The following is a 23,079-nucleotide window of genomic DNA, read 5'->3' on the forward strand; positions in this document are numbered from 1 at the left end:
CAATAAAGTCAAGCTGCAAAAATAGCGCGGCTCCAACACTTATTTGCATAAACTCCCGAAGAGTTGGATAGTTGCCGCAAATGCATGGGTAATAGGATCCGCACAAACAAAAAGCGCCGGCCCAATGGACCAGCGCTTACGTGTATATGCAGTAGGACTACTAAAAAGCTCGGAACCTTAGGCCGCCATACGCATGGTCGGCTCGTCGTCGCGGAGCATGGGCTCAACGCGGGTTTGTAGGCGCTCCTGCACAAAGGAGTTCTGCAAGTGCTTCGGCAGCTCAGCAACCAGCTGCTGGTAGCGCTCTACGCCCATGGCCTTGGCCACGTAGGTTTCGTGAATACCGTTGAGGTAGCTCACGATGTTGAGCAACGACTGGTGGAAGAGTTTGAAGTCAATCTCGGCCTCCACGAAGCGCTCAATCTCACGGCTGGTCTGGGAAATTCGCAGGCGGCCCAGCAAGTCAAAGATGGTGGTGTAGCCGAGGCGCCACGTAATTTGCTGCCAGTGAGCAGCCGTCCACTTGTCAAGCACCTTACCAGTCTTCTGGCTACGCAAAGCCGTGTTCGGGTTAGCCTGCACTTGCTGGCGGGTGGCCTGGGCCTTTAGCTTGCGGGTAGTGCGGAGGAACTGCCCGATCTGAGCCTGCGCGTCAATCTCTTTGCCAGCAATGTGTAAACCTGCTTTATAACCTGCTAGCGGCAGACGGTGAATGCTGAAGTCGCCGTAAGCGCCGGCAGCATAGAAGGAAATAGGACGCGGATAGGCGTTGCGCACAACTAAGCGGCCAACTTCCCGGCGAATCAATGACGGGTTGCTGCTGCGCACACCAGCGGTGTACAAGAAGGCTTGCAAGCCCGCCATAATGGTATGGTACGCCTGCGGGAAAGTCCAGTGCAGGGCGTTACGTAGGTAGTCCTCGTCGCCGAGCTCCGCAGTAGCCCGCAAAGCGTATTCCGTGCTCCAGCTAGCGTGTAGCAGCTTGGTAACTGCCTGCACATCGGCGTCGGTTAGCTCGGCCTGGTGAGCCCGGAAATAAGGCAGATGCTGCAGGCCGCCCATGGCGTCGTCAGCCTCTTGAATGTGGTAGTTAATAGCGAAGAAGTAGTTTAGGAACACCTGGGCCGGAATGGATTTGCGCCAGATTTCCTCAGCCTGCTTCTGCTCGTCCGTTACGAGCGGAATGATGGTCGTTTCCATGTTCGTCGTTGTCATGCTTAGTAAACCAAGATAGCACGTTTTGAGTTCTTATTTGCTAAATTTTTTGACATGATTTACTAAAAATAAGTGTCTATTTATCAGGTGGTTATAGTGATAAATAATTTTTGTAATCGTGAAGTATTTACAGACTGTTTGCTAACAAATAAATGCCTTGAGTATGAAGCCAAAAAAGCCCTTCCGCACGTGTGCGGAAGGGCTTTGTGAAGAGGCTGAATCAACCTTACATCTGGTCTTTCAGTACGGCTACGGCTTCACGCAATGTGATGTCCTTCTTCAAAGGCTTCACGAAGCGCGATGCGCGGTTTACCTTAATGGTATCAGCACCCAGCTGACGCAGATCAAAGGCCAAGGGGCTAATAGCAATGGGCTGAGCCGCGTTCTGTACGGCTTCATATTTGTCCGACTCTGCTTTAGCCTGAACCTGCTCTGCCCGGTAGTTGGCCAGTTTCAGAGACACCTTTGTGTCATCCTTGCGCTTTACCATGCGCTGCACCATATCTGAGAGCTGCTTGAAGCTAGGGCTGGCGTTTACACGCGCGGTGCTCGCTTGGCGGAGCTTGTCGATGGCAGGAGGGGCATTCCAGGCACGGTAGCGGGCAGGCGTAATTTCGTCCCACTTCAGTGGGTAGTCCGTTTCCTTCTCGCCCTGATCGAGGTAGCTGTAAGCATCCGGCAGAATGATATCCGGAATAACACCCTTGAACTGGGTCGAACCGCCGTTGATGCGGTAGAACTTAGAGGTAGTCAACTTCAGCGAGCCAAAAGGCTTGATGTTGTTGAATTCTGCGGGCATAGCCTCATCCAGATCAAAGATGCGCTGCACGGTGCCTTTGCCGTAGGTGCTGGCTGAGCCCATCACAACCCCACGCTTGTAATCCTGAATGGCAGCAGCCAAAATCTCGGAGGCGGAAGCACTATACTTATTTACCAGCACTACCAGCGGACCACCGTACTGAATACGAGGGTCACGGTCATTCAAGATGGTAGGGGCACCTTGGCTGTTACGCACTTGTACCACCGGGCCACTGTCCACGAAGAGGCCAGCCATTTCCACGGCATCTTGTAAGGAGCCACCCCCGTTAAAACGCAGGTCAAGGACAACACCTTGCACGTTTTCGGCTTTCAGTTTCTCTAGTTCCTTTTTCACGTCGGCAGCCGAGCTACGGCCCCCGTTGTCATTGAAGTCGGCGTAGAAATTAGGGAGCTTGATGTAGCCTAGTTTCTTGCCATTGTCTTCAATAGTAGCCGATTGCGCGTAGGTTTCCTCAATTACCACCACGTCGCGAATGATGGAGATAATCTTGGTGCTGGCGTCGGGCTTTTTCACCGTCAGGCGTACTTCCGTACCCTTCTTGCCTTTGATCATAGATACGGCCTTGTCGAGGCGCATTCCTTCCACTGAAACGGGCTCGGCAGCGCCCTGGGCAACTCGCAAGATAATATCGCCGGCTTTCAGCTCACCTTGGCGGTAAGAGGCGCTGCCCGGAATGATATCAGATACTTTAATCTGGCCGTCTTTCTCCTGCAGAGAAGCGCCAATACCTTCGAAACGGCCCGTCATGGCAATATCAAACGTTTCCTTGTCGCGGGGCGCGAAGTACTCCGTGTGCGGATCGTAGGTGTTGGCAATGGTGTTGGCGTACATGGCTAACCGGTCGTTAGCGTCCGTCTGCTGCAAGTCCTTGAAGTAGTCATCAAAGTACTTCATTACACGCTTGCGGGCTTCAGCCTCCATTTGGGCCGGGGTACGCATGGGCTCAGAAGTGGTAGCTGGCGAAGGAGTGGCCGAAGTTGAAGCCAGTGGCTTGTCCTTCTTCTTCGCTTGCTCATCCATCATTTCTGACACCCGTACCATGGTCTGGTACTTCAAGAACTTGCGCCACTCCTCACGCTGAGCGGCGGCATTCGCCGCGAAGGTTACTTTGTCTGATTCCGTCTCGAAGCTTTCCTCGGTAGTAAAATCGAAAGGCTTAGAAAGAATATCCCGGTACAAGCCCTGAATGTCCTTTACCCGCTGCGCCATAAGCTGGTTGCCCAGGTCCATGAATTCGTGGGTGCCACGCTGCACTTGGTTGTCAATATCCAATTGATACTTGCGTAGCTGCTCAACGTCCGTCTGTAGCAAGAATTTCTTGCTGCTGTCCAGGCGCTTCAGATACAAATCAAAAACTCGTTTGGAAAAGGTGTCATCAATACGCTCGGGCTGGTAGTGCGCCTGCGTGAGGCCCTGCAACATGGCCTTGATGAGTACTTCGTCTTTCTGAGGAGAGCGGCCGTCGTTGCGCCGGTACAGCTTGTAGGAAGCCAGTACGAATACCGCCAGCAACACCGAGGCATAAAGGCCTATCTTGAGTCGGGGGAAGACATGAACTATCGGGGTGAAATGAAGGAAAGTCAAACAGAGACGAACTACTGCTACAGGCTACGCAGAGTATAGAGCAGCGGTTTTATAGGAAAACGTCGATGGCAGTTAAATAAGTGCCCTCATGCATTTGCGAATTCCTACCCAAGGGTAGAGAAACAACAACAGAGGTTGCATATCACCGGCTAGATTGAGTTAATCCTATATAGTGGATCAGCAAGTAAGCACAGAATGGTCAATGAGAAACAAGCAGCGTGGAGTTAAAACAAAAAAATGCTCTTCCTAACTGAATAGGAAGAGCATTTTCTAAGGCAAATCTGTTGCCAGACTAGTAGCGGCGTACTTTGTCGCCGCTGTTACGGCGGAACTCTTCTTCAAAGTAGCGAGCATCATCCTCGTTACGAGGACGTACGCCCATTACAATGTTGCCGTTTTTTACGTCGCTTTCGTACTCAGCAGCATGCTCCTCAGGAATACCCGAACCTACCAGAGCACCTACCAAGCCGCCTGTCAGGCCACCAGCACCGGCACCAGCCAGAGCAGCAGCAATAGGACCAGCAATTACAAGACCGAGACCGGGCAGTGCTACCGAAGTACCGATAGCAGCAATGGCACCAATAATAGCACCAGCGGTACCACCAATGGCCGAGCCTACACCGGCACCTTCCATGGCCTTGTCGCCAAGCTCAGTGTCAGGAGTGTGGTCACCGAAGTGAGTTTTGCGGGTGTCATCCGACATCAGCACGTTTACATCATCTTTGCTGTAACCGCGCGAAGAAAGCGACTGATAAGCACGCTCGGCGCTAGCACGGTCGCGGAACGAACCGTAGGTAGAGCTGTTACCCGTCATGGCGCGACCTGCGTCGCTAGCGGCATTCTGCACGGCATCAATGCCAGCACCTACCGTTGCACCAGCCGAACCAGCCATAGCAGCACCCTTCTGGGTAGCGCTGTAGTCGTGGTTGGGGTTGCTGTCAGAGTTGCTGTACGAAGAAGAACCTACACCACCCTGGTTAGCCGAGCTACCCGTGCTAGAGTTGCCCATGTTGCCGCTCGAAGTGCTGCTGCCCGTGCCGGCACCAAAGCCAGTGCCGGGGGTGTCGCTGCCGTAGTTAGCGCCTGAACCAGTACCAGTGTTCGTCGGGTTGATTGAATCGTTGGTGTTCATGAGGGGTGGAGTTGAGTTTGAATGGAAAAGGAGAGAGTACTCCGAAGTGGACTATAAATGGAAAGAAAAGTCCAACATCGGTTTCAGGAGTGCTTAACGGTAGCTCCTCAACTCAGGTTGCAGAAATAATTCTGCCTTTCCTTAACAAAACCACTCAAACAACGCCTCTACGAACATGTAAAGAGCTTTTCGCTCACGCAAATTTTTCAAAATTGCTGCTATCCTTCCAAAAATCACGGCATTCTCGGCGCGTGGTTTTCAGAAAATCTTCCTGTTGCTTTAGGCTGCGCCATTCCCCCATTCCCAGCCGTTCGCAGAGCTTGTAAAAGTTATCACCTTGGCCTTTTGAGCCTTCTACCTTTACTAGGCAACTCAAAATAGGCCGGCCCGCCCGAAACTCAGTTTCCGAGATTTCGGCCAGAATTTCGTTAAGACGGGCTTTTTCATGTGAAATATCCAGGTTCAAGCCTAGTTCAGCTTCCTGAACTAGGTTTAGGTAGCTAGTGGTGCCTACCTGAGTGCGGGCAAAACGAATTAAATGGCTGCGTACTCGGCCGATCATGAGCAGGGGGTGGTGGGAAATGGAAAGCGGAATGTAGTGAAAAAAACACCCGCTACCGTAGGACAAAACCACGGTAGCGGGCGGGTGCTAACCAAAACTGTGCCGTTCAGCTATATAGCAATAGCTAAGATGCTTTTCGGCGGCTCATTTCTTTCTGAATCAACAGGAACTCCCGGCTGGTCTGGCCAGCAATGGCAGTATTTTCATCGGCCCGGCGAAGTAGGTAAGGCATTACTGCTTCTACAGGTCCGTAGGGCACGTACTTAGCCGTGTTATAGCCCGCGTGCGCCAAATTGTAGCTTAGGTTGTCGCTCATGCCATAGAGTTGGGCAAACCATACTCGGGGGTCATTGGGCCGCAAGTTGTGCTCTTGCATCAACTCTGTGAGTAATAAGGAGCTGGCCTCATTGTGTGTGCCGGCACAGATACTAATTCGGTCCACGTGCTCGATGCAGTAGCGCAGGGCCTCATTATACAAATCGTCGGTGGCCTGCTTGCTGGGATTAATGGGGTTCATGCGGCCCTGTTGGCTGGCCACACGGCCTTCCTTTTCCATGTAGGCGCCCCGCACCAACTTGCCCCCAGGTAGTACCCTCCGCGTACGGCACTTTCATAGGCCTTTTTAATGGCGTCGAGCCGGTCGTGACGGTAGAGCTGATAGGTATTCCACACAATGGCCGACTCGCGGTTGTAGCGCTGCATCATCTCGTAGGCCAGCTGATCGATGGTTTCCTGAAACCAGCTTTCCTCCGCATCTACGAACACTCGGACACCATACTGATGAGCCCGTGCGCAAATAGCGTTAATTCGCTTTTTGGTGCGCTCAAAGCTGGCCTGCTCAGCCTGGGAGAGGGCCGTGCCGCGCTGCACCTTCTCCAGAATAGCTGCGTCGCCGACTCCCGTTACTTTAAATACAGAGAAGGGAATATTTTGCGAGCGGTGCGCCAAATCGATAGTGGCCAGTAGCTCGGTAGTGGTGGCATCAAAGCTTTTATCATCGCCTTCTCCCTCCACCGAGTAGTCGAGGATGGTGCCGATGTGGTAGCGGCCCAGCTCCTGAATTACGGGTAAGCACTCCTGAATGGACTCGCCCCCGCAGAACTGCTCGAAAATAGATTTCTTAATGAGAAACTTAGTACCGGGCAGGTGCCATTTCAACGCAGCCTTCATGAGGCCACCGCCGGTTTTAACCAACGAATTATTATTCATGGCGGCGAACAACGCGTACATTTTGCGCAGCTCCCCATCAGACTTGGAAGCGAAAGCAACTGCGGTATCGTCGAAGGAAATAGGCGGGGCTTGGGTAACGGGCATCGGTGGGTGGTGAGGTAGGGTGGCCAGCGGGTAGAAAATCTGCCTGCAAAGATAGCCGCTAAACATTGTTTCCGGACGGATAGTTGCCCCGTACCCTGCTGCCCGTTGGCTAGCAAGCCAGACGAAAAGCCCCAGCGCTAATGCGCCGTTCCGAAAATGACTTGCTAGCTACCTGAGTGGGGTAGCCACTGTAATGCCTGCTTGCAATTCCCACTACCTAGTGCAGTTGTATCCGTCACTAGGTTATCCTAACTGCACAAAGTACTTACTTAGGTATAGTATTGCCTGCTAATGTTTTATAAGCCTTTCTGCTCACTGGCTTGCACTGAAACCTCGGGAGTAGCCCGGATGTACATGTGGTCCGATGTCTTACCACTAGCATCCTGCAAGTGCAGCCGATTACCCGATACAGAGTAAAATTGGTTGTTCTGATAACCCCGATAGATAATGATGTGACGAGCCGGCTTGCCGAAGCCACTGGTAACCCGACGGACCGAAAAAGCAGCTGCACTTACCAACTGCCCATCCTGGTAGAAGCGGGCCCGGCCCCGACGGTCAAACTCTACAATTACCCGATGACCAGTGTTAGTAGGGGTGAGGCTGTGCTGGCTGTCATTGGCGGTTTGTTGCCACTCCCAGCGGCCAACCAGTTTCTCCTCCACCGTCGGTACGGAGTCCCGGTTACATGCCCCCAGCAGGAAGCTGCTACCAGCTAAAAGCATGACGAATACGCCACGAGTAAAACTAGTCATAACGGAATAGAAAGTAAGTTGCATTAGGATGATCGGAATCCAGGCTGAATAGTTGCATCAAAGCAAGCTATTTTTGTCCGATTTCTTTTAACGGGAGAACTAGTTTTTTTAAACACATTTTATTTTGAACGAAAACGTGTTCTTAGGAACCGAGGCCCTAGCAACGCTTGCCGCTTTGGTTTCCCGGCCCGCAGTAACCCAGGTATTTGTGCTCGTAGACACGAATACTGCTCGCTACTGCTTGCCGCTACTGGAAAGACAGCTGCCGACGGGTTTACCCCTATTGAAATTTCGGCGGGAGAAGAATATAAAACGCTAGCTACCTGCGAAACCGTGTGGGAAGTACTCACGGAGGCCCGTGCCGACCGCCACGCCCTGCTCGTAAACGTCGGGGGCGGAGTCCTGACGGACCTTGGCGGTTTTTGCGCGGCTTTGTACAAGCGCGGTATTTCGTTTGTGCAAGTGCCTACCACCTTATTGGCCCAGGTAGATGCCAGCGTGGGCGGAAAAACCGGCGTTGATTTCTTAGGCTTCAAAAATCAGCTGGGAGTTTTTCAGGAGCCGATGGCCGTGTGCATTGAGCCGCGCTTTTTGCAAACCCTGGATCCTCGCCAGTTGAAGGCTGGTTATGCCGAAATAGTAAAGCACTGGCTGATTGCCGATGCCGCCGCGTTTGCTCGTAACCGCCGGATTGGTATTCTAGTGGACGACTGGACTCCGCTTATTCAGGAATCCGTAGCCCTTAAGCAGCGTATTGTGGCCCAGGATCCACTGGAAAGCGGCCTGCGCAAGCTGCTCAACTTCGGGCACACCGTTGGGCACGCCCTGGAAAGCTACTTGCTCACGCAGCCCGGTCGTGAGATTTTGCACGGTGAAGCCGTCGCAGCAGGCATGATCTGCGAGGCGTGGTTAAGCCACCACAGGGGCCTCCTCAGCGACCTGGAGCTGGATCAAATCGAAACCTTCCTGTTCTCAATTTATGATAAGGTGCAATTCGTGACTCTGGAAACGGAGGCTATTGCGGATTTTGCGAGGCAAGACAAAAAGAATGCAGGCTCGACCATCAACTGTACTTTGCTAGAAGGCATCGGTCAGGGAGTGTACAACCAGCCCGTCACAGTAGCGGAAATTGCGGAATCCTTGCGGTACTATCACCGCTTGTAAGAAAAGTAAGGCGAAGCTCCAGCTTCGTGAAGGCTGCTTATAGGCAGCTGACAGCACGTGTTATATCAAGGGCGAAGCTGGAGCTTTGCTCTACAAGCCTTCCGCATCATCAACTCCTCCATTGCACTTTCCTGGCCCGGCCACCCGCTGCGGGGCACAGCCCAGGTTCCGGCCTCTAAAAGCGAAAGCAACCGCGCCCTGATTATTCAAGCTCTAGCTGGGGGCGGTACCTTGTCTAACCTGTCCGATGCCAATGATACCCAACTGATGCAGCGGCTGTTACGGGAGCCCGCCGCCTCAGTAGTCGATGCTGAGGATGCGGGAACCGTAATGCGCTTTCTGACGGCTTACCTGGCCATGACCGGCCGGCAGGCTACGCTAACTGGTACCGCCCGCATGCAAGAGCGGCCTATTCAGGTACTGGTAGAGGCGCTGCGCCAGCTAGGAGCCCGTATCGAGTATACCGGCCAGGAAGGCTACCCCCCCTTGCGCTTGCTCGGTCGCACGCCCGAATCGGCCACGGAAGACTCAGATTTCACTGAACTCACCGTGCGCGGCGACATCAGCAGTCAATACATTTCCGCCCTGCTAATGATTGGGCCCATGCTGCCCCATGGCCTCCGGATCTGGCTGACGGGCAAAGTAGGCTCCCGCCCTTACATCCGCATGACCCAGGCCCTGATGCAGCACTTCGGGGCGCAGTGCCGCGACTTGGGAGAGGTGCTGGAAGTACGCCCGCAGGCCTATCAGCCCACCGACTACACGGTAGAAGGCGACTGGTCGGCGGCTAGCTACTGGTACGCCATGGTGGCGCTGGGGCCAGCTGGTTCTCACCTAACGCTGCCCACTCTGCGCCGCTACTCCTGGCAAGGCGACCAAGCCATTGTTGGTATCATGGAAAAATTGGGAGTGCGCACGGAGTTTCTGGCCGATGAAGCCGTGCGACTAACCCAAACAAACTCCGTAAGCCGCTTTGCTCAGGATTTTACCGACTGCCCGGACCTGGCCCAAACCGTAGCGGTAGTAGCGGCGGCGCTAGGGGTAGAGGTAGAAATGACCGGATTAGAAAGCCTGCGCATCAAGGAAACCGACCGGATTGCGGCCTTGCAAATCGAGTTGGCCAAGTTTGGGGGCTACCTCACCGATGAAGGAAGTGGCCGTTTCCGCGTGGGAGCCCCGGATTTTCAGGTAGCAGGCCAACAAGTAGCAACTTACCACGACCATCGAATGGCCATGGCCTTTGCGCCCCTGGCCCTGCGCGGTGCCCTAACCGTGGAAGCTCCGCAGGTGGTGCGCAAGTCCTACCCGCAGTTTTGGAAAGAGCTGGAAAAAGTGGGGTTCGTAACTGACCCCACGCCCGCCCCGGTTTACTAATAACCCGTCAAGTAGAGGCAGACCAGAGGATATAAAATGGGAAAGGCCCGCCGTGTAAACGGCGGACCTTTCTGTTGCTAGGAGGTGACAAGCTGCTGCAGATAAGCAGCTGAATGCAGCAAGCGGCTGCCGTACCAGCTGAACAGTTCCCCGTCAACGATGCGTATTTCCGCTTCCGGGCAAAGCGCCTGAAACTCGGCTAGGTGCTTAGCACTGAAGGGGTAGGGTTCCGATGAAAGCAGAATCTGGCGGGGTGCGGCTTGCAGCAGGTGTTGGGCGGTAATTTCAGGGTAGCGGCTCAAGTGGCCGAATACGTTTCGGTAGCCTGCCCGCGCCAGCAACTCGTCGATGAATGTTCCGGCGGCTGCTACCATGTAGGGCTTGCGCCAGATGAAGTACGCCGCCGGAATAGGCACCGCTGCTGCCAAAGCGGCAAAGGAACCCGCAATTGCCGCGGCCATCGGCTCGGCCTGGTGCTGCTGGCCCGTGAGCAGCCCTACCCGCCGAATCATCTCCAGGGCATCCGCTAGGGTAGTAATATCACTCATCCAGACCGGATACTGCCTCGCCAGTTCCTCAATACCCTCCTGATAATTCTCCTCTTTGTTGCCAATTATTAAATCGGGGCGGCAAGTGGAAATTTTGGCAAAGTCGAAATTCTTGGTGCCCCCAATAACTGCGGCCTGCTGCCGAGCCTCGGCGGGGTGAATGCAGAATTTGGTGACGCCCACTACCCGATGGCCCAGGCCCAAGTCGTAAAGCAATTCGGTCTGGGAAGGCACCAACGACACAATTCGTTGGGGCGGAAAGGGCACAACCACCCGACGGCCCATCTGGTCCGTGACAGTCAGCGGAAGGCTAAGCTCAGCCGGAGGTAGCATAAGATAAACTAATACGCTGTGCAAAACGCCTGCTCCCGGCCAGCTCCATCGTTTCTACGATGAAGTGTTGACCGGGAGCAGACCTGGGGAGTAAAATGAGAAAACAGGCTTCCGGCTAGCTAAAATATCTGAAGTCGTGGCCGTCTTCGATGCGCAGCAGGGTTTCGTAAATCAGCCTTGTTACGTTCTCTACGTCATCTTTATGCACTGTTTCTACCGTGGTGTGCATGTAGCGCAGTGGCAAGGAAATCAGGGCTGAGGCTACCCCGCGTTGGAGTACGCAAAGGCATCGGTGTCGGTGCCGGTAGCCCGGGTTGCGGCTGCCCGCTGGAAGGGAATCTCCGCCCTCAGCGCCGTTTCAATAATAAGGTCGCGCAAATTGTTTTGCACGGCCGGCCCGTAGGTAACCACCGGGCCCTTGCCGCAGTGCAGGTCGCCGGAAGTCTTTTTCTCGTACATCGGCGCCTGCGTGTCGTGAATAACGTCGGTCACGATGGCTACATCGGGCTTAATCCGGTGGGCAATCATTTCTGCTCCGCGCAGGCCAATTTCTTCTTGCACCGCATTTACAACGTAGAGGCCAAAGGGAAGCTTCTTGTCGTTTTCCTTCAGCATCCGGGCTACTTCGGCAATCATGAAACCCCCACGCGGTTGTCCAGCGCCCGACCCACATAGAACCGGTCATTGAGCACAGAAAACTCATCCTCGAAGGTCACTACGGAACCCACGTGAATGCCCATTTCCTCTACCTCCTCCCGGCTGGCAGCACCGCAGTCCAGGAATACGGTTTCGATGGATGGGGCCTTGTCTTGCTCAACCTTGCGCACGTGAATAGCTGGCCAGCCGAAAACAGCCTTCACCAGGCCGTTTTTGGTGTGAATGTTCACCCGCTTGCTTGGGGCTACCAATGGGTCAGAGCCACCGTTTTTGCGTAAGTAAATGAAGCCTTCCTTTGTTATGTAGTTAACGAAGTAGCTGATTTCATCGGCGTGCGCTTCAATAACTACTTTATAGCTGGCCTCCGGATTTACTACTCCCACTACCGTTCCGTACGTGTCTACGAAGTACTCGTCGATGTAGGGCCGGATGTAGTCGAGCCATAGCTTCTGGCCTTCTTTCTCGAAGCCAGTGGGGGAGGGGTTGTTCAGGTATTTCTGGAGGAAGTCGAAGCTTTCTTGACGCATACGGATTGTCATTTCAGGCGCAGCAAAACGGGTGAAGTTTTAGCTGCAAATGAGGTTTTACACGATGACAGGGCAGCAGAATAAGGGCGGTCAGCCCTGCCAGGGTATTAGAGTGGGATGTTCCCGTGCTTCTTACGCGGTAGGGTATCTACTTTGTTTTCGAGCATTTTAAACGCCCGGATGAGCTTCTGGCGCGTTTGCGAGGGCAAAATGACTTCATCCACGAAGCCGCGGTGGGCAGCGCGGTAAGGAGTAGCAAACTTCTGCTGGTACTCATCCACCTTTTCCTGGAGCTTGGCCTCCGGGTTTTCGGCCTGAGCAATTTCGCGCTTGAAGATGATTTCGGCCGCCCCTTTGGCACCCATCACCGCAATTTCCGCGGTGGGCCAGGCGTAGTTCATATCAGCCCCAATATGTTTGGAGTTCATCACGTCATAGGCTCCGCCGTAGGCCTTGCGGGTAATAACGGTAATGCGCGGCACGGTGGCTTCGCAGAAGGCGTACAGCAGTTTAGCACCATTGGTGATAATGCCGCGCCACTCCTGGTCGGTGCCGGGCAGGAAACCGGGTACATCCTCCAGTACCAGCAATGGAATGTTAAACGAGTCGCAGAACCGCACGAAGCGCGCCGCTTTCGTGGAGGCATTAATATCAAGCACGCCGGCTAGCACGGCCGGCTGGTTGCCCACAATGCCAATGCTACGCCCACCCAAACGGGCAAAGCCTACCACAATATTCTCGGCAAAATTCTGATGCACTTCCATAAAGGAGCCAGCATCAATAATCCCTTCCACCACTTCCCGTATATCGTAGGGCTGATTAGGGTTTTCGGGGATGATAGTATCCAGCACCGGCCGCGACTCGTCCAGGCCAGCTTCGTAGGGCAGGGCAGGGGCCGTCTCCTCGCAGTTCTGCGGCATGTAACTCAGCAGGGCTTTCAACTGATTAATGCAGGCCACCTCGTTCGGAGCCGTGAAGTGCGTAACGCCACTCTTAGTAGAGTGGGTGCTGGCCCCGCCTAGCTCTTCACTAGTAACGTTTTCGTGCGTTACCGTCTTCACTACGTTCGGCCCGGTCACGAACATGTAGCTCGTGTCTTCCACCATCAGAATGAAGTCGGTAATGGCTGGCGAGTAAACTGCGCCACCTGCGCAGGGCCCCATAATGGCCGAAAGCTGCGGTACTACCCCGAAGCCAAGGTGTTCTTGTAGAAGATGTCGGCGTAGCCCCCGAGGCTAACCACTCCTTCCTGGATACGGGCCCCACCCGAGTCGTTCAGCCCAACTACCGGCGCGCCGTTCTTCATAGCCAAATCCATAATCTTCACAATTTTCTCGGCGTGGGTCTCGCTCAACGAGCCACCGAAAACCGTGAAATCCTGGGAAAAAACGTACACCAGTCGGCCGTTTACGGTACCGTAGCCCGTCACTACCCCGTCGCCGAGGTAGTACTCTTTGTCCAGCCCAAAGTCCTTGGAGCGGTGCATAACGAATTTGCCAATCTCCTCAAACGAGCCTTCATCCAGCAGCAGGTCTATCCGCTCACGGGCCGTAAGCTTGCCTTTTTTGTGCTGGGCGTCAATGCGAGCCTGGCCCCACCGAGCAGGGCCTCTTGGTTTTTGCGGTCGAGGATTTCGAGTTTGCTCAATTGGGCTTCCGTGCGGGATTCAGACATTGGGTGGGCTTGAGAGAGGTCAGATATGCAACTACAGGTAAGAAGTCAAAGGTACACACCGGTCAAGAAAAGCCACACCCGAATTCTGAGGGGCTTTGAGCTTATGGCACTATGTTCACTATAGCCCGCACAACTCCAACTGCTCAACTTGTAGGCGGCAGCGAAGCGGGTAAGGTATTGGTGTGGTGAGTTGGCAGTCACGATAGAACTAATTACATCTTACTACAATTTATTTTGATGTAGTTTTAATCCTAAGTTTCTGTTCTCGCGCGGATAAATATGTCAGTATACGACTGTTTGTCTACTACTACCAGTGCACACACCAAGTCATGATCAGAGTAACCAAGACGTTTTTACCGCCCCTTGAAGAGTATCACGACCGGTTGCGTAACGTGTGGGAGAACGGCTGGATAACTAATGAAGGCCCTTTGGTAGTGGAGTTGGAAGAAGCGTTGCGGCGTTATTTAGGCGTGCGACATGTATTGTTGGTAAGCAACGGTACCCTAGCGCTGCAACTAGCGGTGCGCGCCCTGGACGTGCAAGGAGAAGTAATTACAACTCCATTTTCCTACGTAGCTACCACCAGTAGCCTAGTTTGGGAGCACTGCCAACCTGTGTTCGTGGATATTGATCCGCAGACATTCTGCCTGGACCCCGGCTTAGTGGAAGCTGCCATTACACCTGCTACTCGAGCTATTGTGGCTACCCATGTATTTGGCACGCCCTGCGGCATTGAGGAAATTGAGCAGATAGCTCGCCGTTATAATCTGCGCGTCATTTACGACGCCGCCCATTCGTTTGGGGTGCGTTACCAGGGTAGCTCAGTTTTACAGTACGGCGACGTTTCTACCCTGAGTTTTCATGCTACTAAGCTCTTTCACACTGGAGAGGGTGGGGCTGTTGTCACGAATGATGATGAGTTAGCCCGTCGGCTGGCCTATATGCGCAACTTTGGCCACCAAGACGCACATTCTTTTGCGGGCTTAGGTATCAACGCTAAAAATTCCGAAATCCACGCAGCACTAGGCTTGTGCGTACTGTCTCACTTACCTCAGCTGATAAATCGGCGCCATCGTCTGGTAGCGCTTTATGACCAACTGTTGGCACCTGCTGGGTTGCAACGTCCCCAGTTGCCTGCTGGTACAGAAATGGTGTACTCTTATTACCCAATTCTTTTCCAGTCCGAGACCCAACTACTCCGCGTTACGCAAGCATTAAACAGCGCTGAAATTTTTCCGCGCCGCTATTTTTATCCTTCCCTAACCACGCTGCCTTACGTACTTCCTGCTTATTGCCCTGTCGCATCTGATGTAGCGAGCCGAGTTTTATGCCTGCCTCTCTACCATGATCTGGCAGAAACTGACGTGGCACGGATTGTCAAGATTGTTCTGTCAAGTTTAGTCTAGACATCATGACGCGCGTGGCCATAATGCAGCCGTATTTGTTTCCTTACCTGGGCTATTTTCAACTGCTGCAGGCAGCTGATAAGTTTGTGCTGCTCGACGACGTACAATTTATTAAGCGCGGCTGGATTAACCGCAACCGTATTCTGGTCGGCGGCCAAGAGCACTTATTTACAGTGCCGCTGGAAGGGGCTTCACAGAATAAGTTGATTAATCAGTTACATGTATCCCCTGACCAACGCGCTCGGCATAAGCTCTTGCAAACTATTACACAGGCTTACAGCAGGGCACCCTTCTTTGCTTCTTGTTTTCCATTACTAGAACAAGTGCTGCTTCTCCCATGCCTAACTATTACCGATATGGTGCGCGCAAGTCTGCTGGCAGTAAGTCAATATGTGGGGTGGGACACCCAACTCTACCTTAGCTCGGCGCTATCAAAGCCGTCGGACCTAACGGGCGCCGACCGAATACTCGCCATCTGTCAAGCATTGCAAGCCGACCAGTACGTGAATATGGAAGGGGGTAGTCATTTGTACGATGTACTCCGTTTTGCTCAACAAGGGGTGGAACTGCAGTTCCTGCGGGCACAATTACCACCCTACCCGCAAGCAGCTGCGACCTTTATTCCTGGGTTGTCCATCATTGATGTGCTGATGTATAATTCTCCCGCTTGGATACGGGAAAGTGCCCGGCAAGCAAAGGTGTACGTAGCATAACAACATTACTTTTTCTCACACCTTATGCAGCCAACCTCTTCCTCCTCGCCTCATCATACCATTGTCGCTCAATGCGAAAGTTATTTGCAAGCTCATGGAGATAACCACTTAGGTGTAGGATGGCCTAACCAAGCCGATGCCCAAACCCGCTATGGGGTAATGTTAGACGTTCTGCGTACTACTGGCTTGCAACCAGTACGTATACTGGATTTTGGCTGTGGTCCCGCGCATTTCTATCAGTATTTGCATGACCAAGGGGTAGCAAACCGGGTGAGCTATACTGGACTGGATATATCAGAAAACTACCTGCAACTGGCTCGTAGTAAATACCCCAATGTTCCTTTCTTGGCTTTAGATGTCCTACATGAGCCGGAAGCATTACCCGAATTCGATTACATCATTCTGAATGGAGTGCTGACCCAGAAATGCACGGTAAGCTTCGACGAAATGTGGGTGTATGCGCAGCAATTATTGACAACTGTATTTGCGAAAGCACAGGTAGGGGTAGCTTTCAACGTGATGACTAAGCACGTGGATTGGGAACGAGACGACCTATTTCATGTGCCGCTTGATCTATTGCTGACTTTTCTGAAAAGTCACCTGAGCCGACACGTGGTGATTCGCCATGATTATGGCTTGTATGAATACACTGCCTACGTATATCGAGAGCCTCAGCGCTGATTCTTAAGTATGAGTACACACGGTGTTCCAGCAGTATCGTCTCATTCAGAGCAGTTGCCCCTCGTAAGCGTCTGGCTTATCACGTACAATCACGAGTCCTACATTGCCCAGGCTATTGAGAGTGTGCTTATGCAAGAAACCAGCTTCACGGTCGAACTGGTTATCGGCGAAGACTTCTCATCGGATCGTACACGCGAAATCGTACAAGCCTACAAAGACAAGTATCCCGACCGAATTCGGCTTTTTCTCTCACCCCGAAACCTAGGCATGGTACCCGTGTTGAAGCCAACATTTGCCATGTGCCGCGGTAAGTACGTGGCTATGCTCGATGGGGACGATTACTGGACAGACCCACGCAAATTGCAAAAGCAGGTTGAATTAATGGAAGCTGATGTCACTTGCAACGTCAGCTTCCACAATGTGCAGGTCTACGACGAGAGAACCGAACAATATACCCAGCCTCCTAATCCTGCTTGGGCTAGTCTATCTCACAATCTGGACTTGCATGAGTTTATCAGCCTCGGAAATCCAATATATACAGTGTCAGCAATATTTCGTCGACCAATCGAGGAGTTGCCAGCATATTACTATGAGTTACCCTACCCTGATCTAGCTATTTATTATTTGGTGTTAGCAACAGGCGGCAAGGCTTGTTACCTTCCTGAAGTGATGGGGGTATATCGCCTGCATGCAAAAGGGGCCTTCACCAGCACTAGCTGGGCAGAAAGAAGACAACACGCTTTGCTCTTTCTAGATGTTGTACAACAACATTTACCAGTTCGCTACCATCAGCAATTGGCCATCGAGCGGCAAATTGTTCTCTATGATTTGCTACTGGTAAAGTTAAGGTATGGTAACGCCAAGGCAGCTTTGCATTATTTCCGATCAATAGATTGGACTTATGTTCCACCACATATATCAACATTCAGTCGGAAGCATCGCTACACAGCCACACTATTGCGGAGGCTAGGAAAGCTGACGGCCAATTGATTACAAGAAACAAGATGCTAACTATCTACCTCAAAAGCTACTGTATAATACGGACAATATGGAAAACTAAAACGGCCGATTCCCAAATGGGAACCGGCCGTTTTCATTTATCAAAGACAATTACTCGCCTTTCTTCTTCGAGTCTTTCGGCTCATCGTCGTTTGGCTCGGGAGTTTCCTCTGGCCGCTCGTCGCTGGCGAGGTTAGGCGTTTCACCGCTCTTGCTCACAGCAAAGGTTAGTTCCTCGGCACCGGCTGCGTAGTCGGCCGTAATGACGTCGCCTTGCGCAATTTCGGCTTTTAGGATTTCCTCGGCAATCGGGTCTTCGATATACTTCTGGATAGCCCGGTTCAGCGGACGTGCGCCGTACTTGGGGTCGTAGCCCTTTTCAGCCACGAAGTCTTTGGCGGCATCGGTCAGCTCTACGCGGTAGCCCAACGTCTGGATACGGCTCAACAGCTTGTGCAGGCTGATGTCGATGATCCGGTGAATATCGGCCTTCTCTAAGGAGTTGAAGACAATCACGTCGTCCAAACGGTTGAGGAACTCCGGTGAGAAGGTTTTCCGCAGGGCATTGGTGATGGTGCCCTTGGTCAGCTCATCCATATTCTCCTGACGGGCCTTCGTGCCGAAGCCGATGCCAGCGCCGAAGTCCTGCAGGTCACGTGCCCCGATGTTTGAGGTCATGATGATGATTGTATTCCGGAAGTCCACCTTACGGCCCAGGCCGTCGGTCAGAATACCGTCGTCCAGCACCTGCAGCAGCAGGTTGTATACGTCAGGGTGGGCCTTCTCGATTTCGTCGAGCAGGATGACAGAATACGGCTTGCGGCGGATTTTCTCTGTCAGCTGTCCACCTTCTTCGTAGCCCACGTAGCCGGGAGGCGCGCCCACTAGGCGCGAGATGCTGAACTTCTCCATGTACTCCGACATGTCAATCCGCACCAGCGAATCTTCCTTATCGAACAGGTAGGTAGCCAATACTTTGGCCAGCTCCGTCTTACCTACGCCGGTTGGGCCCAGGAATACGAACGAACCGATCGGCTTTTTGGGGTCTTTCAGGCCCACACGGGTACGCTGGATGGCTTTCACCAACTGCTTGATGGCCTTATCCTGGCCAATCACCTTACCCTGTAGCTCCTCGCCCATATTGAGCAGCTTGTGACTCTCCTTTTGAGCAACGCGGGAAACGGGAATACCGGTCATCATGGCAATAACCTCGGCCACGTTCTCCTCTTTCACCGTGTAGCGCTTCTTCTTGGTCTCCTCTTCCCAGTCTTTCTTAGCCTGGTCGAGCTGATCAATGAGCTTCTTCTCAGTGTCGCGGAGTTTGGCGGCTTCCTCGTATTTCTGCGACTTCACCACGCGGTTCTTCTCCACCTTGATGTTCTCAATCTGCTCCTCGAGCTTGAGAATATCTTCGGGTACCACGATGTTGTTAATGTGCACGCGGGCGCCGGCCTCGTCAAGAATGTCGATGGCCTTGTCTGGCAGGAAACGGTCCGACATATAGCGGTCCGACAGCTTCACGCAGGCCTCAATGGCCTTATCGGTGTACAGAACGTGGTGGTGGTCCTGGTACTTGTCCTTAATGTTGTTCAGGATTTCGATGGTTTCCTCGGGGGTAGTGGGATCTACCATTACCATTTGGAAACGACGAGCCAGAGCACCGTCCTTCTCAATGTACTGACGGTACTCATCAAGCGTGGTAGCGCCAATGCATTGAATTTCGCCACGAGCCAGGGCTGGCTTGAACATGTTGGAAGCGTCCAGCGAGCCGGAAGCACCGCCAGCACCTACAATCGTGTGTAGCTCATCAATGAACAGGATAACATCGGGCGACTTTTCCAGCTCGTTCATCACAGCCTTCATCCGCTCCTCAAACTGGCCACGGTACTTAGTACCAGCTACCAATGAAGCAAGGTCAAGCGTAACTACGCGCTTGCCGAACAGCACCCGCGACACCTTCTTCTGGATGATGCGCAGAGCAAGGCCTTCGGCAATAGCCGTTTTACCAACGCCGGGCTCACCAATCAGAATAGGGTTGTTCTTCTTGCGGCGCGACAAGATCTGAGCAACACGCTCAATCTCTTTTTCGCGGCCCACAATGGGGTCGAGCTTGTCTTCCTCGGCGAGCTTGGTCAGGTCGCGGCCGAAGTTGTCGAGCACAGGCGTGCGCGACTTCTCGTTGCCTTTCTTGGGTGCCGCACCGGCCCCGGCGCCACCACGGCCCTGGCCGCCGCTTCCGAAGAGGCGGTCGTTATCGTCGTCGTCGGCCTCGGGCCGTTGGTGGGGTTGTTCGCCGTGTTACCGTGGTAGTCCAGCGAATCGCGCACAGATTCGTAGTTCACGTTGAATTTGCTCAAAATTTGGGACGAAATATTATCCTCATCGCGCAGAATCGACAGCAGTAAATGCTCAGTGCCGATAATTTCGCTCTTGAAGATTTTGGCCTCGAGGTAGGTGATCTTGAGAACCTTCTCGGTCTGTTTGGTGAGCGGGATGGAGCCAGTGATGCTCGTGCCCTGCGTGGCCGTGTTGCGGGTGGCTTGCTCCAGGGCGTACTTCAGCTCGTCCACCGATACACCCAATTTCTTGAGCAGACCAATGGCCGTGCCTTCCCCTTCGCGAATCATGCCCAGCAATAAGTGTTCGGTACCGATATAATCGTGCCCGAGCCGGATGGCCTCTTCCCGGCTCAGGGAGATGACCTCCTTGACTCGATTTGAGAATTTAGCTTCCATGCAGATAAGGTAGTGAAGAAAAACGGAACCCCGCCAGGGTAAAAGAAGCCACTAAAACGGGTTTGGCCGATGTAACCTGAAAACAGATTGTGTCGGGCGAAGGTTCGGAGGCGGCAATAGCACTACGCAAGAAAACTGCCGGCGGCCGGGCCCTGCATAAATAGCAGGTCTAAGATGCTGAGTCCCGGTACAAAATCTTTACCAAAGGACTGTGGGTAGGGATGAACCGACTTCCTGTCAGGTCCGGACGAGGCGGAGTCTTTTGGTGTCAGCCAATCGCGCCGGTCACGCACAAAATCGGGGGCTAAGGGTGAGTCGAAAGCAGAAAGGAGGGGAGGGGAGTACTCTGCCGTCAGGTGAACGGGTAGCCGCAGCCGTAGGCAGCGCAGGTAGAACCTAATCAGCAGCAAGTTGAGGTCGAACAGAAGCTGAGGTTTCTGTACGTAGATGTCGTGCAGATAGTCGGCATAATATTCAAAATACGGTGTACCACCATACGCGGTTTGCAGGGTGCGCCAATGCCGATGCACCCAGTTTTGGCGGTAATCTATTTCAATTGCCGAAGTCAGGACCTTTTCGCTGCGGTTGCCATCCACTACGGGTACCGTGAGGGGCTGCACTCCCTGGGCCGTCAGGAGTAGGCAACGGTTACGGTAAGTTTGCTTGCGGTAATTATCGTGAGCTTCCAGCCATAAGGCGTCGGCCCCGAGCAATTCGGCAAAAAAAGCGGCGGGTGGGTTGTACTGCGACTCAAATAGAACGGAAAGCATGCAAAAGGGAAACGCGAAACAGTAAGCTGGGAAAGTAAAGGGTGAGCTGCGAAACAGAAAAGTAGATACCTAAACAGAGTTGGAAGTTGCAGCAAACTCAGGTCAGATAGGCTGCTTTCCAAATATGGACCTGCCAATGACAAAACTGGGATGAGGCAATTGAAACGCTGCTTTAAGCTGGCGCGTTTGCCCGTACATATTTCCCCATGTAAGCGTTTGGGGAATACATTCAGCCTGTTACTCTGACACTATGTCGTTTTTATTTCGTGCCCTGCTGCTTTTGGGAGTTCTGGGGGTAAGTATGGGGTCGGCCACCGCCCAGCATCAGGTGCGCTTGGATGTGGCTTCCTTTCGCAACGATGACATAGCCGTGAAGGGAGGCGTAGTGGAAATCTACGTAACGGTTTCCGGCAAAAACCTTACGTACCAGCGGCGCGGGCCCAAACTATTTCAGGCCGCAGCCAACGTTACCCTGGAGGCAGTGCGCAACGACGGCACGGCCGTCTACCAAGAAACAGTAACGCTCAAGCCGCCAGTGCTGCGCGATACTACGGCTGCCATCAAAAATCCGCTGAGCTTTCAGAAGCGCATCAGCTTGCCAGAGGGCCGCTACACCTTGCGGGCCCACATGCGCGACCAGTACCGTGCCGCTAACGTGGATATAGTGGAAGTGCCTGTGATAGTGGAATTTGGGGTAGGAAAGCCCCTGCTAAGTAGCGTGGTGTTGCTGAGTCGGCCCGCGAGCCGCTCAGCAGTAGAGGCCAATAATTTTATTCGTAATGGACTGAGCTTAACCCGGGCAGCCGGCGGACTGTATGCGCGCGGCATGGATAAGCTGTATTTTTACGCCGAGCTGTACAACGCTCCGGCCGGGCAGGCCCTGAACGTGCGCTACCGGCTTCGGGCACTGAAAGGCTCGAAGGACGTGACTACCGGGCAGGCCTCCGCTACGGCTGCGCAGGGCAAGCCCACGGTAGTAACTGGGGAGCTAGACCTGAGCAAGGTGCCCGCTGGCGACTATAGTTTGAGCGTAGAAATCCGTAATTCCAAAAACCAAGTGCTTAGTACCCAAACAACCTCCCTGCGCCGTAACCCGGCCGATTATGCGCCCGCCGGGGCAGTAATGCCCCGATGAAAAAAACACCTATTATCAAGCCTTACCCGTGGTATTACCGCCCGCTGGAGTGGCTGTTGCTGGGCCTCTCTAGCCTACCCCTATCGGTATTGTATGGGATTTCCTCTGGCCTGTACCTGCTGATGGCCTACGTTGTGCGCTACCGGCAGCGGGTGGTGCTGGAAAATTTGCGCAACTCGTTTCCGGAAAAGTCAGACGCTGAAATCGCGCAGTTGGCCCGGCAATTCTACCGGCACTTCTCCGAGGTAATGGTAGAAATATTAAAGCTAGCCACCATGCCCGCCGCCGAGCTAAAACAGCGGGTTCTGTTTCGTAACGTGGAGGTAATGGAGCGGCACTTCGCCCAAGGGCGCACGGTGCTTGGGCTTTCTTCGCACGCGGGCAACTGGGAATGGGTTCTTACGTCGGGGGCTACTTGGCTATCGGCCCATACGGATGGCGTGTATAAGCCCCTGAGCAACCCGTTCTTCGAGAGCTTTTTGTACCACCTGCGCACCCGCACCGGCTCCGGGCTGATTCCGATGCGGGATACCCTACGCGACATGGTGCAGCGCAAGGGCGAAGTTCGGGTAGTGAGCATGCTTTCTGACCAGGCCGCTGGCCCCGAGGACCGGCCGTACTGGACGACTTTCATGAACCAGGAGTCTGGGTTTTACACCAGCGCTGAGCGACTGGCCTCTCGCTTTCACTGCCCGGTAGTGTACGTAAGCATTCAGCGACTACGGCGCGGCTACTACGAAATCATCCTTACGGAGCTGTACGATGGAGACGCCCCGCTCCCGGCCGGCAGCTTCCCAATTACCGATGCCTTTGTGCAGCAGCTAGAGCGGGATATTCGTCTTTTTCCCGCGGACTACCTCTGGACTCACCGCCGGTGGAAGCACAAGAGGCCAGCACTGGAAAGCAAAGCGTAGTATACGTGTATGAAAAAGGCGCGGGCGCATCCGGTGAGTAGGATGCGCCCGCGCCTTGTCTGTTGCCTAG

The 23,079-nt window shown here is 53.6% G+C and carries 15 protein-coding genes and 4 pseudogenes; 8 read left to right on the forward strand and 11 right to left on the reverse strand.

Annotation, left to right across the window (positions count from 1 at the left end; genetic code table 11):
• Nucleotides 1–177: 177 nt before the first annotated feature.
• From MUN84_RS16925 to MUN84_RS16950, 6 genes and pseudogenes are all read right to left on the reverse strand, one after another.
• Nucleotides 178–1,215, reverse strand: a complete 1,038-nt coding sequence (locus tag MUN84_RS16925) for a hypothetical protein (RefSeq protein ID WP_244695190.1) — start codon at nucleotides 1,213–1,215, stop codon at nucleotides 178–180.
• Nucleotides 1,216–1,441: 226 nt separating this feature from the next.
• Nucleotides 1,442–3,550, reverse strand: coding sequence for a carboxy terminal-processing peptidase (locus MUN84_RS16930; RefSeq protein WP_244695191.1), 2,109 nt, complete (start codon nucleotides 3,548–3,550; stop codon nucleotides 1,442–1,444).
• 361 nt (nucleotides 3,551–3,911) lie between these two features.
• Nucleotides 3,912–4,751 carry a hypothetical protein gene (locus MUN84_RS24680; RefSeq protein ID WP_375374029.1) on the reverse strand — a complete coding sequence of 280 codons (840 nt, stop codon included), beginning with the start codon at nucleotides 4,749–4,751 and terminating at the stop codon, nucleotides 3,912–3,914.
• Nucleotides 4,752–4,944: 193 nt separating this feature from the next.
• Nucleotides 4,945–5,217: a hypothetical protein gene (locus MUN84_RS16940; RefSeq protein ID WP_244695192.1), complete on the reverse strand. Its 273-nt coding sequence runs from the start codon at nucleotides 5,215–5,217 to the stop codon at nucleotides 4,945–4,947.
• A gap of 220 nt (nucleotides 5,218–5,437) precedes the next feature.
• Nucleotides 5,438–6,693: pseudogene (locus MUN84_RS24685) on the reverse strand (proline dehydrogenase family protein).
• 230 nt (nucleotides 6,694–6,923) lie between these two features.
• Nucleotides 6,924–7,379, reverse strand: coding sequence for a hypothetical protein (locus MUN84_RS16950; RefSeq protein ID WP_244695193.1), 456 nt, complete (start codon nucleotides 7,377–7,379; stop codon nucleotides 6,924–6,926).
• A 333-nt stretch (nucleotides 7,380–7,712) separates the two neighbouring features.
• On the opposite strand from MUN84_RS16950, the gene MUN84_RS16955 reads away from it, so the two are divergent.
• Both MUN84_RS16955 and MUN84_RS16960 read left to right on the forward strand, forming a co-directional pair.
• Nucleotides 7,713–8,543 carry a 3-dehydroquinate synthase family protein gene (locus MUN84_RS16955; RefSeq protein WP_244695194.1) on the forward strand — a complete coding sequence of 277 codons (831 nt, stop codon included), beginning with the start codon at nucleotides 7,713–7,715 and terminating at the stop codon, nucleotides 8,541–8,543.
• A gap of 147 nt (nucleotides 8,544–8,690) precedes the next feature.
• Nucleotides 8,691–9,917, forward strand: a complete 1,227-nt coding sequence (locus MUN84_RS16960; RefSeq protein ID WP_244698979.1) for a 3-phosphoshikimate 1-carboxyvinyltransferase — start codon at nucleotides 8,691–8,693, stop codon at nucleotides 9,915–9,917.
• A gap of 77 nt (nucleotides 9,918–9,994) precedes the next feature.
• Here the strand turns inward: MUN84_RS16960 and MUN84_RS16965 are convergent, their stop codons facing one another.
• The 3 genes and pseudogenes from MUN84_RS16965 to MUN84_RS16975 form a co-directional block, all read right to left on the reverse strand.
• Nucleotides 9,995–10,798, reverse strand: a complete 804-nt coding sequence (locus MUN84_RS16965; protein ID WP_244695195.1) for a helical backbone metal receptor — start codon at nucleotides 10,796–10,798, stop codon at nucleotides 9,995–9,997.
• 115 nt (nucleotides 10,799–10,913) lie between these two features.
• A pseudogene (locus tag MUN84_RS16970) lies at nucleotides 10,914–11,982 on the reverse strand (M42 family metallopeptidase).
• Between the two features lie 107 nt (nucleotides 11,983–12,089).
• Nucleotides 12,090–13,656 (reverse strand): annotated as a pseudogene (locus MUN84_RS16975) (acyl-CoA carboxylase subunit beta).
• Nucleotides 13,657–13,985: 329 nt separating this feature from the next.
• Here MUN84_RS16975 and MUN84_RS16980 point away from each other — a divergent pair.
• Genes MUN84_RS16980 through MUN84_RS16995 form a run of 4 tightly spaced genes read left to right on the forward strand, consistent with a single transcriptional unit; the run spans nucleotide 13,986 to nucleotide 17,446 of the window.
• Nucleotides 13,986–15,062, forward strand: coding sequence for a DegT/DnrJ/EryC1/StrS family aminotransferase (locus tag MUN84_RS16980; RefSeq protein ID WP_244695196.1), 1,077 nt, complete (start codon nucleotides 13,986–13,988; stop codon nucleotides 15,060–15,062).
• Nucleotides 15,063–15,067: 5 nt separating this feature from the next.
• Complete coding sequence (locus tag MUN84_RS16985; RefSeq protein WP_244695197.1) at nucleotides 15,068–15,775, forward strand: WbqC family protein; 708 nt, start codon at nucleotides 15,068–15,070, stop codon at nucleotides 15,773–15,775.
• Nucleotides 15,776–15,799: 24 nt separating this feature from the next.
• On the forward strand, nucleotides 15,800–16,456 hold the full coding sequence (locus MUN84_RS16990) for a class I SAM-dependent methyltransferase (protein WP_244695198.1): 657 nt from the start codon (nucleotides 15,800–15,802) through the stop codon (nucleotides 16,454–16,456).
• A 9-nt stretch (nucleotides 16,457–16,465) separates the two neighbouring features.
• Nucleotides 16,466–17,446 (forward strand): glycosyltransferase family 2 protein, encoded by a 981-nt coding sequence (locus tag MUN84_RS16995; protein WP_244695199.1) that lies wholly within the window; start codon nucleotides 16,466–16,468, stop codon nucleotides 17,444–17,446.
• 120 nt (nucleotides 17,447–17,566) lie between these two features.
• Here the strand turns inward: MUN84_RS16995 and MUN84_RS17000 are convergent.
• Both MUN84_RS17000 and MUN84_RS17005 read right to left on the reverse strand, forming a co-directional pair.
• Nucleotides 17,567–20,190: pseudogene (locus MUN84_RS17000) on the reverse strand (ATP-dependent Clp protease ATP-binding subunit).
• 122 nt (nucleotides 20,191–20,312) lie between these two features.
• Nucleotides 20,313–20,960 (reverse strand): WbqC family protein, encoded by a 648-nt coding sequence (locus MUN84_RS17005; protein ID WP_244695200.1) that lies wholly within the window; start codon nucleotides 20,958–20,960, stop codon nucleotides 20,313–20,315.
• 250 nt (nucleotides 20,961–21,210) lie between these two features.
• Here MUN84_RS17005 and MUN84_RS17010 point away from each other — a divergent pair, with 250 nt between their 5' ends.
• Both MUN84_RS17010 and MUN84_RS17015 read left to right on the forward strand, forming a co-directional pair.
• Complete coding sequence (locus tag MUN84_RS17010; RefSeq protein WP_244695201.1) at nucleotides 21,211–22,095, forward strand: hypothetical protein; 885 nt, start codon at nucleotides 21,211–21,213, stop codon at nucleotides 22,093–22,095.
• On the forward strand, nucleotides 22,092–23,009 hold the full coding sequence (locus MUN84_RS17015; RefSeq protein ID WP_244695202.1) for a lysophospholipid acyltransferase family protein: 918 nt from the start codon (nucleotides 22,092–22,094) through the stop codon (nucleotides 23,007–23,009). Before MUN84_RS17010 ends, MUN84_RS17015 begins: the two co-directional genes overlap by 4 nt.
• Nucleotides 23,010–23,079 lie beyond the last annotated feature (70 nt).

This window comes from Hymenobacter sp. 5516J-16 (genome assembly GCF_022919335.1).
Classification (GTDB): Bacteria; Bacteroidota; Bacteroidia; order Cytophagales; family Hymenobacteraceae; genus Hymenobacter; species Hymenobacter sublimis.